The organism is Streptomyces djakartensis, assembly GCF_014651075.1.
Taxonomy (GTDB): Bacteria; Actinomycetota; Actinomycetes; order Streptomycetales; family Streptomycetaceae; genus Streptomyces; species Streptomyces djakartensis.
Map to the genome: position 1 here is coordinate 79,441 of NZ_BMWE01000003.1, position 14,718 is coordinate 94,158.

General features: G+C 73.0%; 14 protein-coding genes. 6 read left to right on the forward strand and 8 right to left on the reverse strand.

Going from position 1 to position 14,718, the window contains the following annotated elements; translation table 11 throughout:
* Positions 1 to 62: 62 nt before the first annotated feature.
* The 3 genes from IE212_RS06200 to IE212_RS06210 all read right to left on the reverse strand — a co-directional run bounded on the left by IE212_RS06200 (position 63) and on the right by IE212_RS06210 (position 5,327).
* On the reverse strand, positions 63 to 1,643 hold the full coding sequence (locus IE212_RS06200) for a HoxN/HupN/NixA family nickel/cobalt transporter (protein ID WP_190196692.1): 1,581 nt from the start codon (positions 1,641 to 1,643) through the stop codon (positions 63 to 65).
* Entirely contained in the window at positions 1,640 to 3,685 is a 2,046-nt protein-coding gene (locus IE212_RS06205; protein WP_229864096.1) for a tetratricopeptide repeat protein, read from the reverse strand. Before IE212_RS06205 ends, IE212_RS06200 begins: the two co-directional genes overlap by 4 nt.
* A 106-nt stretch (positions 3,686 to 3,791) precedes the next feature.
* Positions 3,792 to 5,327, reverse strand: coding sequence for a DUF4331 domain-containing protein (locus IE212_RS06210; RefSeq protein WP_190196693.1), 1,536 nt, complete (start codon positions 5,325 to 5,327; stop codon positions 3,792 to 3,794).
* Between the two features lie 226 nt (positions 5,328 to 5,553).
* On the opposite strand from IE212_RS06210, the gene IE212_RS06215 reads away from it, so the two are divergent.
* The 3 genes from IE212_RS06215 (at position 5,554) to IE212_RS06225 (ending at position 7,304) form a co-directional block, all read left to right on the forward strand.
* Complete coding sequence (locus IE212_RS06215) at positions 5,554 to 6,096, forward strand: sigma-70 family RNA polymerase sigma factor (RefSeq protein ID WP_190196694.1); 543 nt, start codon at positions 5,554 to 5,556, stop codon at positions 6,094 to 6,096.
* Positions 6,093 to 6,911, forward strand: coding sequence for an anti-sigma factor (locus tag IE212_RS06220; RefSeq protein ID WP_190196695.1), 819 nt, complete (start codon positions 6,093 to 6,095; stop codon positions 6,909 to 6,911). The genes IE212_RS06215 and IE212_RS06220 overlap by 4 nt, the downstream gene beginning before the upstream one ends.
* A 126-nt stretch (positions 6,912 to 7,037) precedes the next feature.
* Positions 7,038 to 7,304 (forward strand): hypothetical protein, encoded by a 267-nt coding sequence (locus IE212_RS06225; protein ID WP_190196696.1) that lies wholly within the window; start codon positions 7,038 to 7,040, stop codon positions 7,302 to 7,304.
* A 174-nt stretch (positions 7,305 to 7,478) separates the two neighbouring features.
* Here IE212_RS06225 and IE212_RS06230 read toward each other — a convergent pair whose 3' ends face one another.
* Both IE212_RS06230 and IE212_RS06235 read right to left on the reverse strand, forming a co-directional pair.
* Complete coding sequence (locus tag IE212_RS06230; RefSeq protein ID WP_190196697.1) at positions 7,479 to 8,261, reverse strand: ABC transporter permease; 783 nt, start codon at positions 8,259 to 8,261, stop codon at positions 7,479 to 7,481.
* A complete protein-coding gene (locus IE212_RS06235) occupies positions 8,258 to 9,244 on the reverse strand; it encodes an ATP-binding cassette domain-containing protein (protein WP_190196698.1) in 987 nt (328 codons plus the stop codon). The genes IE212_RS06230 and IE212_RS06235 overlap by 4 nt, the downstream gene beginning before the upstream one ends.
* 63 nt (positions 9,245 to 9,307) lie before the next feature.
* Here IE212_RS06235 and IE212_RS06240 point away from each other — a divergent pair, with 63 nt between their 5' ends.
* Positions 9,308 to 10,024: a TetR/AcrR family transcriptional regulator gene (locus tag IE212_RS06240; protein WP_190196699.1), complete on the forward strand. Its 717-nt coding sequence runs from the start codon at positions 9,308 to 9,310 to the stop codon at positions 10,022 to 10,024.
* On the opposite strand, the gene IE212_RS06245 is transcribed toward IE212_RS06240, so the two are convergent.
* From IE212_RS06245 to hmgA, 3 genes are read right to left on the reverse strand one after another with little or no spacing between them, the layout of a single operon-like run.
* Positions 10,021 to 11,166, reverse strand: a complete 1,146-nt coding sequence (locus tag IE212_RS06245; RefSeq protein WP_190196700.1) for a type ISP restriction/modification enzyme — start codon at positions 11,164 to 11,166, stop codon at positions 10,021 to 10,023. The genes IE212_RS06240 and IE212_RS06245 overlap by 4 nt on opposite strands.
* Positions 11,167 to 11,192: 26 nt before the next feature.
* Positions 11,193 to 11,942, reverse strand: a complete 750-nt coding sequence (locus IE212_RS06250) for a GntR family transcriptional regulator (RefSeq protein WP_190196701.1) — start codon at positions 11,940 to 11,942, stop codon at positions 11,193 to 11,195.
* A gap of 27 nt (positions 11,943 to 11,969) precedes the next feature.
* Positions 11,970 to 13,322, reverse strand: coding sequence for a homogentisate 1,2-dioxygenase (gene hmgA / locus IE212_RS06255; RefSeq protein WP_190196702.1), 1,353 nt, complete (start codon positions 13,320 to 13,322; stop codon positions 11,970 to 11,972).
* 163 nt (positions 13,323 to 13,485) lie between these two features.
* On the opposite strand from hmgA, the gene IE212_RS06260 reads away from it, so the two are divergent.
* Entirely contained in the window at positions 13,486 to 14,091 is a 606-nt protein-coding gene (locus IE212_RS06260; RefSeq protein WP_190196703.1) for a hypothetical protein, read from the forward strand.
* Positions 14,088 to 14,702 carry a TetR/AcrR family transcriptional regulator gene (locus IE212_RS06265; RefSeq protein ID WP_190196704.1) on the forward strand — a complete coding sequence of 205 codons (615 nt, stop codon included), beginning with the start codon at positions 14,088 to 14,090 and terminating at the stop codon, positions 14,700 to 14,702. Before IE212_RS06260 ends, IE212_RS06265 begins: the two co-directional genes overlap by 4 nt.
* Positions 14,703 to 14,718 lie beyond the last annotated feature (16 nt).

Below are 14,718 nucleotides of genomic sequence, written 5' to 3' on the forward strand. Positions count from 1 at the left end.
CCGGGCGAAATCCCCATGAGGTCTGTGTTCCCCACGACGTCGGTCTTCCTCACGAACGTAGCTCAGCCCAGTGCGGATGCCGCCCCCCTGAACACGAGTCCGGCCCCGAGGACGACGACCGCGAAGGCGGATCCGAGCGGTGCGGTCCGGCGTACCAGGGCCGCCACCGGGCCGGCCGTCCAGCGCGGGCGCCGGTCCAGGAGCCGGGTCATACCGCTGCCGGCCTTGACGACGGCGTACCCGGCGGCGGTGAGGGTGAGCGCCAGCCCGACGCCGTACGCGACGACGAGCAGCAGACCGAACCAGGCCTGCCCCAGGGCCGCGGCGCCCACGAGCACGACGACGGCGGACGGGCTGGGCACGAGGCCGCCCGCGAAGCCCATGAGGATCGTGCCGCGGAGGGTCGGGGCGACGGGGTGGCTGTGGGTGAAGCCGCCGTGGGTGTGCTCGATCGTGTGGGGGTGGGAGTGGGGATGCGTGTGGTCGTGCGGGTGGCTGTGGTCGTGGCCGTGATCGTGCTTGTGGTCGTGATCCTGCTCGTTGTGATGGTCGTGGCCGTGGCTGTCGTCGTGGGTGTGGGTATGGCCGGTGTGGTGGTGGGTGTGCGCGCGGTTGCGCAGGGCGCGGCGGAAGAGGCTCGCGCCGGCCAGGGTCACCAGCAGTCCGCTCGCGACGCCGAGCCAGGCGATCACCGAGGGGGCCGCCGCCGAACCGGCCGTGACCAGGAGGCCCAGCGCGACCACGCCCAGGGTGTGGGTGACCGTCACCGACGCGGCCATGGGCAGGACGTCCTTCATCCGGGCCCGTCCGCCCCGGGCCGCCGCCGTCGCGGCCATGATGGTCTTGCCGTGACCCGGGGCGAGCGCGTGCATCGCGCCGAGGACGACGGCGATCAGGAGGGCCAGCGCGGCGAAGCCCACGGTGAGGTCGTGCCGGGCGACCAGGTCGTCCAGGGCGCGTGTCCAGCGGTCGGCGCCGCGGGGGAGCACGGAGGCCGCCGGGGCGTCCGGCTCCTGCCCGGCCAGAGCCGGGCCGCCGGGGCGCACGCGCAGCGCGGCGGACGCCGTGTCGGCGGGAGAGGACAGCAACTCCTCGGGATACCGGGTCAGTTCGGCCGAAATCGACTTCTCCGGTACGTCCGACGCGGCGAGCGTCATTCGGTCGCCGCGCGCCGTGATCTCCCGCCAGCCCGGACCGGAGGCGGCGCCGGCCCCGCGGAAACCGAGGGACACGGTCTCCTCGTCCTTCGGCAGGGGAGCGGTCAGCTCGCACTCCACGCGGAGGGTGTCCAGGCCGGCCTGCCCCGGCCGCACCCGCGCGTCGCTGCGCTCGGCGGTGAGGGCGGCGGTGCGTCCGTCGACGGTGACCCTGCTGTCAGCCGCGGCGTCCGCGCACCGCTCCCGGGCCCACATGGCGATGCCCAGCCGCTCGATGTCCGGTCCGGCCTGGGTCGCCGGGATCTCGGCGAGGTCCTCCACGTGGTGGACGCGGAGTTCACCGGGAGCGGCGACCAGTCCGTCGTAGCGGTTGACGGTGAAGTTGCCCAGCGGGTGGGCGCTCGCCGTGCCGGCGGGCAGCAGGGTGAGCGCGCAGGCGGCCGTGAGGACGGCGGCGCCTGACGCGGACAGCCGGCGCAGGTTCACCGGTTCGTCTCCAGATCCTTGAGTGCGGTGCGGGCCTCGCGCGCGCCGAGGGGCGAGAAGCCGGGGTTCAGGTCCAGCGCGGCCTTCAGGTGCTTCCGGGCCCCGCGTTCGTCGCCGGTGGCGCGTTCGATGACCCCGCGGTGGTAGAGGAAGACGGCGTTGCGGTAGCCGGTGGCGGTGGCACGGCGGGCGTACGGCAGGGCTTCCTCGTCACGGCCGTTGACGTGCAGCGCCCAGGCCAGGGCGTCGGCGGTGTGCACGCTTCGCCGGCGGTCCCACTCGGCGCGGGCGGCGCGCAGTGCCTCCTTCTTGTCACCGTGGTCCGCGACGGCCATGGCGGTGTCGAGGTCGGCGTTGACCCCGCCCGCGCGGGCCAGGGCGGTCCAGGCGTCGACGAGGGCGTACTGGTCACTCGCCTTCGCCCGGTCGCCGTCGGCACCGCGGTCCTCGTACAGCTCGCCGAGGGCGACCAGCGGGCCGGGCAGCGGGAAGCGGGCGACGACCTGCTCCAGCCCCTTCACGGCGGCCGCCCGGTCCCCGCTCGCCGCCTGGGCGCGGGCGCGGCCCTCCAGGGCGGGCAGATACTCCTCGTCGGCGGCGAGGGCGCGGGCGTAGTGGTCGAGGGCGGTCCTGTACTCGCCCTGGTTCCAGGCGAGCTGCCCGAGGGCGGTGGCGACGTACGCCACATCGGCGGGAGAGCTGGCGGAGCCCAGGGCGCGCTCCAGCACGTCCCGCGCCGTGCGGACATCGCCGCGCAGCTCGTGCACGTACGCGTACCGCGTGAAGACGGGTATCCCGGGCCGCCTGTCGTCGGCGGTCCCGGCCGCCTCGGCGGCCTCGTCGTACCGCCCGAGTTCGACGAGGGCGTCGATACGGCTGCACAGGGCGCGCTCGTTGTAGGGATTCTGCTTCAGGGCGCGGTCGGCGTACGCCAGCGCGCCGGGGAAGTCGTGCCGCGCCGCGGCGAGGGCGGCGCGGCCGGCGAGGGCCGGGTCGTTGCCGGGCCGCAGTTCCAGGGACCGCTTCAGCGCGCGCTCGGCCTGGGGGTACCGCGACGGGTCCCCGTTCGTACGGGCCTGCTCGACATAGGCGACACCGAGCGTGGCCCAGCTGCCGAAGTCCCTCGGCTGGGCGCGGAGGTGCTTCTGCAGCGACGCGATCCCCGCGTCGAGGTCACCACCGGCCAGCACACCGGGCGACAACGCGCCCGCCGCGGCCACGGCATCGACCCCGGCACCGGCCCGGCCGTCCCCCGCGCCGCCGAAGGCCAGGGCCCCACCGGTCAGCGCCATGGCCAGCAGCGCGGCGCACCCGCCCAGATGAGCGGCCCGCCACCGCCGCCCACCGGCGGCGGCCCGCCGCACGGCGACGACGCGCGGTCCGGCTCCGGAGCCGTGCCCAGCGCGAGGGCCGGGGCTGCCGTCGGTGCGCGGCTCGCCTTCGGCACCCAGGCCCGCGCCGGTCCTGTCTCCGGTGACGGCCGGGGGCGCGGCATCGGGACGGGGCCGCCAGGCCACAAGAGCCTCGCCACTCGCTACGCCCGCGCCCGGCACGCCGCCCGGCCTGGAGTCCCGCGTACCGCCGGGCGCGGCGCCCGGCCCGGGGGCCCGCTCGTCGGTGGGGGTGGTGTCCGGGGTGGTGTCCGCTTCCTCGGCGGGAGTGGTGTCCCGGGCCGGGTCCGGTTCGTCGGCTCGGGTGGCGTCGGTGCTGCTGTCCGGGGTGGCGCCCGGTTCGTTCGCGGGAGTGGGCTTCGGGCCGGTGCCCCGCTCGTCGGCCGACGCGGTGGCCGGCCCGGCTGCCTGTTCATCGTCGACCGGGCCGACGTCCCGCCCGGCTTCCGGTTGCCGGCTCGAGCGTGGACCTCGCTCCGTTCGCGCTCCAACGGCCCCGCGGCCACCGTCTCGCCCCGCCTCCGCACCGGTGCCGGACGTCGGGCCACCTCGCTCACGTCCCGCAGACCTCTCCGTTTCGGTCTCCTGGTCCGGGCGTCGGCGGTCGTCGCCGCGCCTCCTCGGGGCGCTGTCCGTCGTACGCGGAGGCATGGATCTCCTCAGTCGGCTGTGCGGGTGCGGTACTGGAGTGGGCGGCGCGGCCCGTGCCGTGGGGGACGGGGTAACGGACCGCGCCGGTCGGTGGGAGCGGAGCGGGTCAGTACGCCCGGTTCCGCATGCGGCGCCACCACATCAGGGCCGCGCCGATCAGGACGATGCCGCCCGCTCCGGCTCCGGCGGACGCGGCGATCAGGCGCATGTCGTCCGAGCCGCCCTGCGCGCCCGCCGGCTGCAGCGCGTCGCCCAGCTGGCTGCGGACGTCGTTGCCGCCGCTCACGCCCTTGGCGAGCGGGCCGCGCGAACCCTCGGTCGGGTTGGCCAGGTACGGGAAGGACTTGCCGAACTTCTTGTCGTTCTCGTTGACCGCGTCACCGAGGTCGTTCTTGGCGCCGAGCAGCTCACCCTCGACGACCTGGAGCGACGCGTCGATCACGTCGTCGGTCAGCCGCCGCCCGTTCGGGAAGCCCGCGGTGTCACCGTCCAGGACACCCAGCCGCTTGGGCTTGGCGGCCGGCTTGATGGACGTGTTGAGCCGCAGCTGCTCCGACGGCGTCACGTGCGGCGGCTGGTTGAGGTCCTTGACGCCCTTGAGGAACACGTCGACCAGATCGTTGCGCGGCTCGGCCGGGGCCGGGATCTTGTAGATCGCCTCGATGAGCTTCGGCAGCTCCGGGTTGGTGACGTTCTCCAGGAACTGGGCGTCGTCCCGCGGCGTGGACGCGTTGAACTTGTCCTTGTCCTTCAGCGGGTTGACGACCTCGTTGACCAGCGGGTTGCCCAGACGCGAGACCTGCGTGAAGTAGCCCTTGGCGTTCTTGCGCTGCGTCGTCGACCAGATGCCGACGACCGGCTGCTCGTGCGACTCGGTGATGAAGCTGTTGGGGACCTGGAGGGCGATCGAGTTGACGTTGTAGCCCTTCAGGGTGTCGTTGCCGACCTCGGAGAGGTTCCCCCCGTACAGCAGGTCGAAGACGCGCAGGTCGAGGAAGAACGGGTCGTCGGCCTGCCCCGCGAACGTCTGGGCACCCCCGGCGAGCTTGTGGACAGCCTGCTTGCGCAGGGTGTTGTAGTCCGGCATCGACGCCTTGCCGACGTTCGAGGGCGCCACCGGGACGTCGTCGGCGACCTTGGTCTTCGACACCGCCTTCAGGTCGCGCAGCTTGATCAGCTCGAGGTCGTAGGTCTGCGTGATGTTGAGGTCGGGGTCGTCGAGGCTCTCGACCGGGCCCGTGTTGTAGAGGAACGTCTTGTCGTTCTTCGTGTGGGTCTTGAACGTGTACCGGAACAGCAGGTCTTCCTTCGCGTCACCGTTGCTGTCGATGCGCAGGTCGTACTGGGCGTCCTCGGCGAACGTGAAGAAGTTGGGGCCGCCGGCCGGTTCCTCGAAGGGGATCCAGTTCGCGATGATGGTCGTCGTGTCCGGCTTGTCCGGGCTGACGAACGCGTACACGTCCGTGTTGTCGAACTGCGGGGTGCCCGAGATGAGCGGGGCCTCCCGGTGGCTGGAGGCGGAGGCCTCCTCAGGTGCCAACGCGGCCACACCGGCGGCCGTGAGCCCGCCGGCGGCCAGCGCGCCACATATCGCGGTCGCGATGCTCCTGCGTCCCGCACCGGTCCTGGGGTTAGGTGTCATGCCGTCCGTCCTCCGTGCCAACTTGCCTGACACACGCCATTCGGAGCGGTCGGCAGAGTGGATTGGTCGAATCTCAAACGTTCTTACGGACCATCTGAAAAGTTGTTTCATCGTCGGAGACCCGCGTTTTCCGCGCGCTGATCCGTAACCCCATCCGGAGGTGTGTGCGTTGCGAATGCCTCGTGTGAGGGGACAGGCTCGGTGTGGCCTGGGAGAGGGGGACCGAGTGGAGGCGGACGAGCTGCTGCCGCTCGTGGCCGAGGGGAACCAGAAGGCCTTCGAGGACTTGTACGGGCTGGTGTCCGGACCGGTGTTCGGGCTCGTACGGCGTGTGGTGCGCGACCCCGCCCAGTCGGAGGAGGTGGCGCAGGAGGTGCTCCTCGAACTGTGGCGGTCGGCCGCCAAGTTCGACCCGGGCCGGGGCAGCGCGATGTCGTGGATCCTCACCCTCGCCCACCGCCGCGCCGTCGACCGGGTGCGCAGCGCCCGCGCGGCCGGCGAGCGCGAGCAGCGCGAGGCGCTCCGGGCGAACCAGCCGGCCTTCGACATGGTCACCGAGGAGGTCGAGGCCGGCCTGGAACGCGAGTGGGTGCGCCGCTGCCTGGACCGGCTCACGGTCCTGCAGCGCCAGTCGGTCACCCTCGCCTACTACGAGGGCTACACGTACCGTGAGGTGGCCGAGCAGCTCTCCCTGCCGCTGGGCACCGTCAAGACACGGATGCGGGACGGCCTGACCCGGATGCGCGAGTGCCTGGGAGGGGTGGCATGAGCCTCCTGCGCCGCGAGGACCCGCACTCGCTCGCCGCCCCCTACGCGCTCGACGCCCTGGAACCCGCGGAGCGAATCCGCTTCGAGAGGCACATGAAGGACTGCGACCGCTGTACCGCCGAGGTGCGCGCCCTGTCCGAGGACGCCGTCCGGCTCGCCTGGTCCACGGCCGCCCCGGCCCCGGCCGCGATGCGCGACCGGGTCATGGCCGCCGTACGGACGACGCCGCAGGACCCGGCACCGCAGGACGCGGCACGCGGACCGGTACGCGCGCGTGCGACCCAGCTGCCGCCGCACGTGTGGGGCGCGCAACCGCCGCCGCGGCAGCGGATACGGCGCCGGTTCCCGCTGTTCGCGCCCTTCGCCACGGCCACCGCCGCCGCGGCCCTCGTCGTCGCCTCGCTGTTCGCCGTGCAGGCGAACCAGGCCCGGGACGAACTGACCGCCGAGCGGGACCGGTCACGTGAGATCGCCCACGTTCTGTCGGCCCCGGACGCCCGTGCGAGCAACGGCCGGGACGGACGGGGGCGCACGATCGGAGTGATCGCTTCCGCGACGGAGGGGAGCGCGGTGGTCACCCTCGGCGGATACAACGCCCCGCCGGGCGGCCGAGTGCACCAGCTGTGGCTGATGCGCCCGGGCGCGCAACCGCGCTCACTGGGGCTCTTCCAGGGCGACACGCCGCTGGTCGCCACCGGTCTCGGCACCTCGGCCACGTCACTGGCAGTAACCGTTGAGCCCGCCGGGGGGTCCCCGCAGCCGACCTCCCAGCCCATCGTCCAACTCGCCCTGAAATCTGTCGGATTCGGAGAGTGATCGGAGATACATCGTCAACCCCCTTACGGGGAAGGTGAATCCTGTGACCGCGATACACGTGTGCCCGGACGGGACGATAGGGTTAACCTGCCCGGGCCGGGTGGACTCGTACGGGTGGGGAGTGACATGGAACAGATAACAGTGCGCAGCAGGGCCAGGGTCCCTGCGATCACGTGCGGTAGCGGCGCGACCAGTTCGCGTCTCGACCGCCACCTCTCGGTGCTGGCGGGACCCGCCGTCCCGCAGCGGGAGACGGTCGAGGCGACATCGCTGATGCGCGAACTGACCGCGCGCCGGCCGCACGACCGCAGTGGCAGGGGTGCGCGCGTGCGCCGCGTCTCGCTCTTCGCGCCGCTGCGCCGACTGCGCCGTTCGTTGTTCGGCGGCAGGTAGGGGCCCGCGCTCGGGCGGTCGCACCGTCCTGGTGCGGCGCCGCGCACTCGTCGTCCGTCATCCCCGCGGTACGCAGCGGCGCCAGGAGTGTTCCCGAGCGCGGTACGCCCCCTGTCGGTGCCTCTCCCCGCCCGGCAGTGACCGGGGGCGACGTCCGCGGCAGCGGACGCCCGTTCAGCGCTCGCCGTGTGCGTACTGACGCACGGCCAGCGGCACGAACACCCCGAGCAGCACGGCGCACCACACGACAGACCCCGCGACGGGGTGGGCCACCGGCCAGGCCGCCCCGTCGGGCACCGGCGCGTTGCCGAACAGGTCCCGCAGGGCCGTCGCCACCGCGCTGATCGGATTCCACTCGGCGACCGTCCGCAGCCAGCCCGGCAGTCCGTCGGCCGGGATGTACGCGCTGGACAGCAGCGGCAGCAGGAACGTCGCCCCGCCCAGTTGGCCGGCCGCCTCCTCGTTGCGGGTGAGCAGGCCGAGGTAGATCCCGGCCCAGGTGCAGGCGAAGCGGAACAGCATCAGCAGCGCGAGCGCCCCCACCGCTTCGAGCGCGCTCCCCTCGACCCGCCAGCCCACCGCGAGGCCCACCAGCAGGAACGGCACCGTCCCGACAGCGGTGGCCACCAGGTCCGCGGCGGCCTGCCCCAGCGGTACGGCCGCCCGGCTCATCGGTAGCGTGCGGAAGCGGTTCGTCACGCCCCGGTGCGTGTCCTGGGCCGCCTGGAACATGCCTGCCATGATCCCGCCCGAGGCGGTCGCCACCAGCAGGCCCGGCACGAGGAACGACCGGTACGCCTCGCCCGGTACCGCCAGCGCGCTGCCGAAGACGTAGCCGAAGAACAGCAGCATGCTGATCGGCATGGTCTGGGTGAGGATCAGCAGGCCCGGGTTGTTCCGCAGCCGCAGCAGCTGGCGGCCCAGCATCGCGGTCCCGTGGTACGCCAGCATGCTCATGCGGCACGCTCCTTCTCGTCGGTCGTCCCGGTCGCCCCGGTCGTCTCGGGCGGCGTGGTCTCCGTCAGGCGCAGGAACACGTCGTCGAGGGTCGGCGGACGCAGGCTCACGTCGAGCAGCGGCACGCCCGCCGTGTCCAGGGCACGCACCAGCAGCGGGATCGTGAGCGTCGGGTCCTTGCTGACCGCGCCGACGGCGTTGCGCTCGTGGTCGAACGACGGCTGCGCGCCCGTCAGCCGGTCGAGCACGGCCGCCGCCCTCGCAAGGGTGTCCGTGTCCGGCACGACGACCTCGGCGTGCGCCCCGACCAGCGACTTGAGCTGCGCCGGAGACCCGGTGTGGGTGACCCGGCCCCGGTCCACCAGGGCGATGTCGTCGGCCAGTTGGTCGGCCTCCTCCAGGTACTGCGTGGTGAGCAGCACCGTCGTGCCCTCGGCGGTCAGACCGCGCACCACGTCCCATATGAGCGTGCGGCTGACCGGGTCGAGGCCGGTCGTCGGCTCGTCCAGGAACAGCACGTCGGGGCGGCGGACCAGGCTCGCCGCGAGGTCCAGGCGGCGGCGCATGCCGCCGGACCAGGTGGACGCGGGGCGGTCGGCGGCCTCGGTCAGACCGAAGCGGTCGAGGAGCTCCGCGGTCCGTCCGGCCGGGCCGCGCACCCGGTGCAGCCGGCCGAACAGCCGGAGGTTCTGGCGTCCGGTGAGGTCCTCGTCGATCGAGGTGCCCTGCCCGGTGACGCTGATCCTCTCGCGTACGGCGGCGGCCTCGCGGACGAGGTCGTGCCCCGCGACCCGGGCCGAGCCGGCGTCCGGCCGCAGCAGCGTGGTCAGCAGCCGTACCGCCGTGGTCTTGCCCGCCCCGTTCGGCCCGAGGATCCCGCAGACCGACCCCTCGGGGACCGCCAGGTCGAGCCCGCGCAGGGCACGGACCTCCCCGAAGCGCTTCTCCAGACCTTCACTAAGTACAGCGTACGTAGAAGTCATGGCACGACCATAGCGCACTACGTACGCTGTACGTAACTAGGATGGTGGCCGAGGTGATGATCGATGGCAGGCCGAGCGGCCGTACCCGAGGTGATCTGGGCGCGCCCCGAGCGCACCGGCCGTGGGCCGAAACCGGCGTTCACCCGCGCCGACATCGCGGCGGCGGCCGTGCGGATCGCGGACGCGCAGGGGCTGGACGGGGTCACCATGCGGCACGTCGCCGCGGAGCTGGGCTGCGGCACGATGTCGCTGTACAACTACGTCCCCCGCAAGGAGGACCTGTACGAGCTGATGATCGACGCCGTCGGCGCCGAGCACGAGATGTTCGAGCCCACGGGCGACTGGCGCGCGGACATGCTCCGCAACGCCGAGGAGACGCGCGCCATCATGCACCGCCACACCTGGGTGCCGCGCCTGATGCCGGGGGTGTTCGGCTTCAGCCCCAACACCCTGCGCTATCTGGAGCACTGCCTGGCCTGCCTCGAACCGCTCGACGTGCCGGCCGGCACGAAGACGGAGCTGATCGCGCTGCTCAACGGAGTGGTGACGACGTACACGGGCAACGAGATCGCGACCGCCGAACGCGCCCGCGCGATGCCGTGGTCGGCGGAGGAGGAGAACGCGGTCCGCATGGCCTACCTGGGCAGCCAGATCGCCACCGGCGCGTATCCCCGGATGACCGCGGCCTTCACGGAGCAGAGCGGCCCCGTCGACCTGGAGGCGGTGTTCCGGCGCGCCCTCGAACGGATCCTGGACGCCTTCGACCCCGATCTGCGCTAGAGCAGCGCCAGTTGACCCTCCGGGCCCTCCTCGGGACCCTCCAGTACCGACGCGGGGCGGCGGGCCGTGCCCGGCACCGGGAGGACGCCCGCCGTGCGCAGGTCCGCGGCCGTGACCGGGTCGGCGATGTCCGGCTCTTCCAAGGGGCGCAGTTCCGCGAGGAGCGCGAGGACGGTGATCAGCTCCAGCAGCTCCGATGTCCAGGCCTGGGGCCAGGTGGCGGGACGGATCGCCGCCAGTGTGCCCGGCTCGGGGGCGGCGACGCGGGTCGCGAACCACTCCTGCAGGACGCGCACCCCGCCCACCTCGAAGTCCCAGGCCTCCGGCGGCACCGGGGAGATACGGCCCTCGTCCAGGAACAGCGCCTCCTCGTCCCGGTCGTAGCGCAGCGCCACCGGCCGGGAGGGCAGCGGGGCACGGACGTAGGGCCGGCGGCCGCCGGGGAGCTTCGGGCGATCGCCGTCGCGGCGCATCAGCCACAGCAGCCGGTGACCCAGTTCGAGGCCCCGTTCCCACGCCCCGGCGTCGCCGGTGAGGGGAACCGTGAGGTCCGGGCGGGCCGTCGCCGTGATCCACGCCAGTACGTCCAGCGGCGTCGGGGTGCTGCCCAGGCGGGCGCCGAGGTGCTCCAGCAGCCCGGGCGCCAGGTTCGGTTCCCGACCGCCCGGGCGCCGGAACAGCGGACGGACGCGGCCGGGGCGGAGCAGCGGCAGCAGTGAGGTGACCAGGAGGCCTTCGGGCGCCTCCACCACGAATGCCTGCCGCCCGTCCGCCACTCGCCACAGCTCCGGGCGGGGTGCGTCGATCAGCCGTTGGTCGGGGATCAGCCACTGCTCGTCGAAGGGCGCGTACAGCACACGCACCGGCTCCGGGCAGGGGCCCGAGGCGCGGACCAGTTTCTCCGTGCCGCTGCCGTTCTGACCGGGCAACTGGCCGACCGCCGTGGTCAGACCGCGTGAACGGCTCGGCTCGAACAGGGCCTCACGGTCGGGCCCCTCGGCCTTCACCAAGGCTTCCCAGCGGGCCTTCAGGGACGCCGGATCGGGGCCCGCCGGCCACCCGCGGCCGAGCCGCGGCGGTGCGACGGACCACGGCATGAGATCCGCCAGCGGCGGAGCGTCGTCGTGCGTCACGCTGGGCATCGTACGGTGTGGCTCCGGCCCGCGGGTCAGGTGGCTTCGAGCGTCACCGTGAAGGAGAAGCGGTCCCCCCGGTACTGGATGACGGCCACGTCCAGGGGCCTGCCCCCGGCGTCGTAGGTGATGCCCGTGTAGTGCAGGATCGGGCTGAGCAGCGGCACCTGGAGCAGCTTCGCCGTCTCCGGGTCGGCCAGCCGCGCCTCCACGGTGTCCGTGATCCGGCCGATGTCCGCCCCGACCACGTCCCGCAGCACTTTCGTCATGGGCCACCGGACGAGGTCGCCGAGGTCGATCCTCGCGGCCAGTTCGGGACGGACGTAGTTGCGGGCGTGATTCGTCGGCTCCCCGGTCCGCTCGTCGCCGCGCAGCCGGTGGTACGTCGCCACCTCGGGCACATCCGGGAAGAACTCGGCGAGTTCGCCGGGTACCGGGGCGCAGCCGTGGTCCAGCAGTTCCGTCGTCATGCCGGACTGCTGTGCCACGATCGCGTCCACCGAGCCCAGCAGGCGGACCGGGGAGCCCCGCCGCGCATGCGGCTCGATGAAGGTGCCGCGGCGCCGGTGGCGCGTGATCAGCCCCTCCTCCTCCAGCTCCTTCAGCGCCTGCCGCATGGTCAGCACGCTCACGCCGTAGTGCCCGGCCAGCTGCTCCTCGGTGGGCAGGCGCAGCGGGTCCTGGGGCGAGCGGCCGAGGATCGAGGCGCGCAGCGACTGCGACACCTGATACCAGAGCGGCAGCTTGCGGTTCAGGACGATCGAGTCCGGGGCGAAGGAGGTCACGGGTCATCCGTACCGGTTGGGAAATGATCAGTGCAAGGGGTTGAAGTGCCGCTCCAGGCCCCGCCAGACGTCGTCGTAGCGCGGTTGCAGGTTCTCCGCCCCGGCGGCGTGCGGCGTCAGGGTCAGGGGCCAGCGGGTCTCGAACATGAACGCCAGGCCGTCGTCGAGCTTCTGCGGCTTCAGTTCGGCGGAGCTCGCACGGTCGAAGGTCTCCCGGTCGGGGCCGTGCGCCGACATCATGTTGTGCAGCGAGCCGCCGCCCGGGAGGAACCCTTCCGCTTTCGCGTCGTACGCGCCTTCGATCAGCCCCATGTACTCGCTCATCACGTTCCGGTGGAAGTACGGCGGCCGGAAGGTGTCCTCGCCCACCAGCCAGCGCGGCGCGAACACCACGAAGTCCACGCCCGCCAGTCCCGGGGTGTCCGACGGGGACGTCAGCACCGTGAAGATCGACGGGTCCGGGTGGTCGTAGGTGATGGTGCCGAGGGCGTTGAACCGGCGCAGGTCGTAGACGTACGGCACATGGTTGCCGTGCCAGGCGACGACATCGAGCGGGGAGTGGTCGTAGGTGGCCGTCCAGAGGTTGCCGCAGAACTTGTTCACCACCTCCACCGGGCCCTCGACGTCCTCGTAGGCGGCGACCGGGGCGCAGAAGTCCCGGGCGTTGGCGAGTCCGTTCGCGCCGATCGGACCCAGGTCCGGCAGGCGGAAGGGGGCGCCGTAGTTCTCGCACACATAGCCGCGGGCCGACTCGTCGAGGAGCTCCACACGGAAGCGGACCCCACGCGGGACGAGTGCGACATGGCCCGGCTCCGCGTGGAGCAGACCGAACTCGGTGCGCAGCAGCAGCCCGCCGCGCTCCGGGACGATCAGCAGCTCGCCGTCGGCGTCGCTGAACACCCGGTCCATCGAGGCGTTGGCGGTGTACAGATGCACGGCGACGCCGGTGCGCTGGGTCGCGTCGCCGTTGCCGCCCAGGGTCCACAGGCCGGCCAGCCAGTCGGTTCCGGGGGCCGGGTCGGGAAGGGGGCTCCAGCGAAGGCGGTTGGGGTCGGGCACGGCCTGGGTGAAGGGAGCGGTGGCGACCGTGCCGTTGGGGATCCGGGTGAACGCCGGGTGCGCGGCCGAGGGGCGGATCCGGTACAGCCACGAGCGGCGGTTGTGCGCCCGGGGCTCGGTGAACGCCGTGCCGCTCAGCTGTTCCGCGTACAGCCCGAGCGGGGCCCGCTGGGGCGAGTTGCGGCCCACGGGCAGCGCGCCCGGGACGGCCTCGGAGCTGTGCTCGTTGCCGAAGCCGGAGAGATAGGTCAGCCCTTCGGCGGTCTTCCGCGCTCCGTCGCGCTCGAACGCGCTCGCGCGGGTGATACCCCCATCGCCCATGATCGCTGCTCCCTTGCGGTCCGATTCCTATGCGACACCGTAGGATTGCGATTTCCGCGACGCAAGGGGGACGCGCGCTCCGGGGCTCATCCTCTCGACGGAGGACCGGGAACCCGACTTCAGGACGATCCGCCGAACCGGACGAGCGTTCTACGCTCCCGGCATGTCATGGACGCGGGGATTTCACGCCGCGCTCGCGGTCTGTGTCCTCCTGGCCGGATCCGCGGGCTGCGGCTCCGGGGGCACCGGGGAGGACGCGGTGTCGCCCACGCCGGTGGGCGGACTGCCGGAGGGCCGCGGCACGGACGGGCGCGCCTACCGTGAGGTGGAGCAGGAGAGCGCCCCCGGCGTCGGCATCGAGGTCCAGCCGGACACCGGCGGCGGCTGGGAGGTACGGCTGACCGTGCGGAGGTTCCGCTTCTCGCCGGCCGGGGCGGCGGGCCGCGCGGTGGCCGGACGCGGTCTCGCGCACCTCTACGTCGACGGCCGTCTCGTCGCCCGGCTCCGCACGCCCGAGTACCGTCTCGCGGGCCGACTGGTGCCGCGCGGCACCCACCACGTCACGGCCCGCCTCCACGCCGACGACGGGACGGTGTGGGCGGTGGACGGCGCACCCGTGGAGAACACGGCCGACATCACCGCGTCCGCGCCCGGGCCGGGCCCGGCGTCGGGCGCGGACGTCCGGCGCCAGTCGCCGCCGCAGGCCACGGACGCGCGGCGGCGGGCCGGGGGGCGAGGTTCACCGGACCGCGCCGGAAAGGCATCATGAAGCCCGTGCCCCAAGCGACATCGCTCCGTCGTGCGCCCGTGCAGCGGCGCAGTGCCGAACGCCTGACCAGGATCCTCGACGCCTGCGCCGACCTCCTCGACGAGGTCGGCTACGACGCGCTGAGCACCCGCGCCGTCGCCCAACGGGCCGGAGTCCCCATCGGCTCGGTCTACCGCTTCTTCGGCAACAAGCGGCAGATGGCCGACGCCCTGGCCCAGCGCAACCTCGAGCGGTACTCCGCACGCGTCACCCGGCGCCTGGCCGATGCCGGGGCGGGGGACTGGCGGGTGGCCATGGACGTCGTGCTCGACGAGTACCTGGAGATGAAGCGCTCCGCCCCGGGCTTCTCCCTCGTCGACTTCGGCAACCAGATCCCGGTCGGGTCCCGCACCGAACCCAATCACCTGGTCGCCGACCGCCTCACCGGCCTCCTCTCCGGCTATCTCGGTCGCGAGCCCGACGAGGAGCTGCGCCGTGTCTTCCTCGTCGCCGTCGAGACCGCCGACACCCTGGTGCACCTGGCGTTCCGGGTCGCGCCGGACGGGGACCGCAAGGTCATCGAGGAGATGCGGCAGATGCTGCGGGCCTATCTGGGGCGGGTGCTCGACTGAGGGCCTGCGGCCCGGG

Excerpts from the sequence above, each read along its gene's own strand:
- IE212_RS06205 (WP_229864096.1), bottom strand. The coding sequence starts at position 3,685 with ATGCCTCCGCGTACGACGGACAGCGCCCCGAGGAGGCGCGGCGACGAC.
- IE212_RS06210 (WP_190196693.1), bottom strand. The coding sequence starts at position 5,327 with ATGACACCTAACCCCAGGACCGGTGCGGGACGCAGGAGCATCGCGACC.
- IE212_RS06220 (WP_190196695.1), top strand. The coding sequence starts at position 6,093 with ATGAGCCTCCTGCGCCGCGAGGACCCGCACTCGCTCGCCGCCCCCTAC.
- IE212_RS06225 (WP_190196696.1), top strand. The coding sequence starts at position 7,038 with ATGGAACAGATAACAGTGCGCAGCAGGGCCAGGGTCCCTGCGATCACG.
- IE212_RS06230 (WP_190196697.1), bottom strand. The coding sequence starts at position 8,261 with ATGAGCATGCTGGCGTACCACGGGACCGCGATGCTGGGCCGCCAGCTG.
- IE212_RS06235 (WP_190196698.1), bottom strand. The coding sequence starts at position 9,244 with ATGACTTCTACGTACGCTGTACTTAGTGAAGGTCTGGAGAAGCGCTTC.
- IE212_RS06240 (WP_190196699.1), top strand. The coding sequence starts at position 9,308 with ATGGCAGGCCGAGCGGCCGTACCCGAGGTGATCTGGGCGCGCCCCGAG.
- IE212_RS06245 (WP_190196700.1), bottom strand. The coding sequence starts at position 11,166 with ATGCCCAGCGTGACGCACGACGACGCTCCGCCGCTGGCGGATCTCATG.
- hmgA (WP_190196702.1), bottom strand. The coding sequence starts at position 13,322 with ATGGGCGATGGGGGTATCACCCGCGCGAGCGCGTTCGAGCGCGACGGA.
- IE212_RS06260 (WP_190196703.1), top strand. The coding sequence starts at position 13,486 with ATGTCATGGACGCGGGGATTTCACGCCGCGCTCGCGGTCTGTGTCCTC.
- IE212_RS06265 (WP_190196704.1), top strand. The coding sequence starts at position 14,088 with ATGAAGCCCGTGCCCCAAGCGACATCGCTCCGTCGTGCGCCCGTGCAG.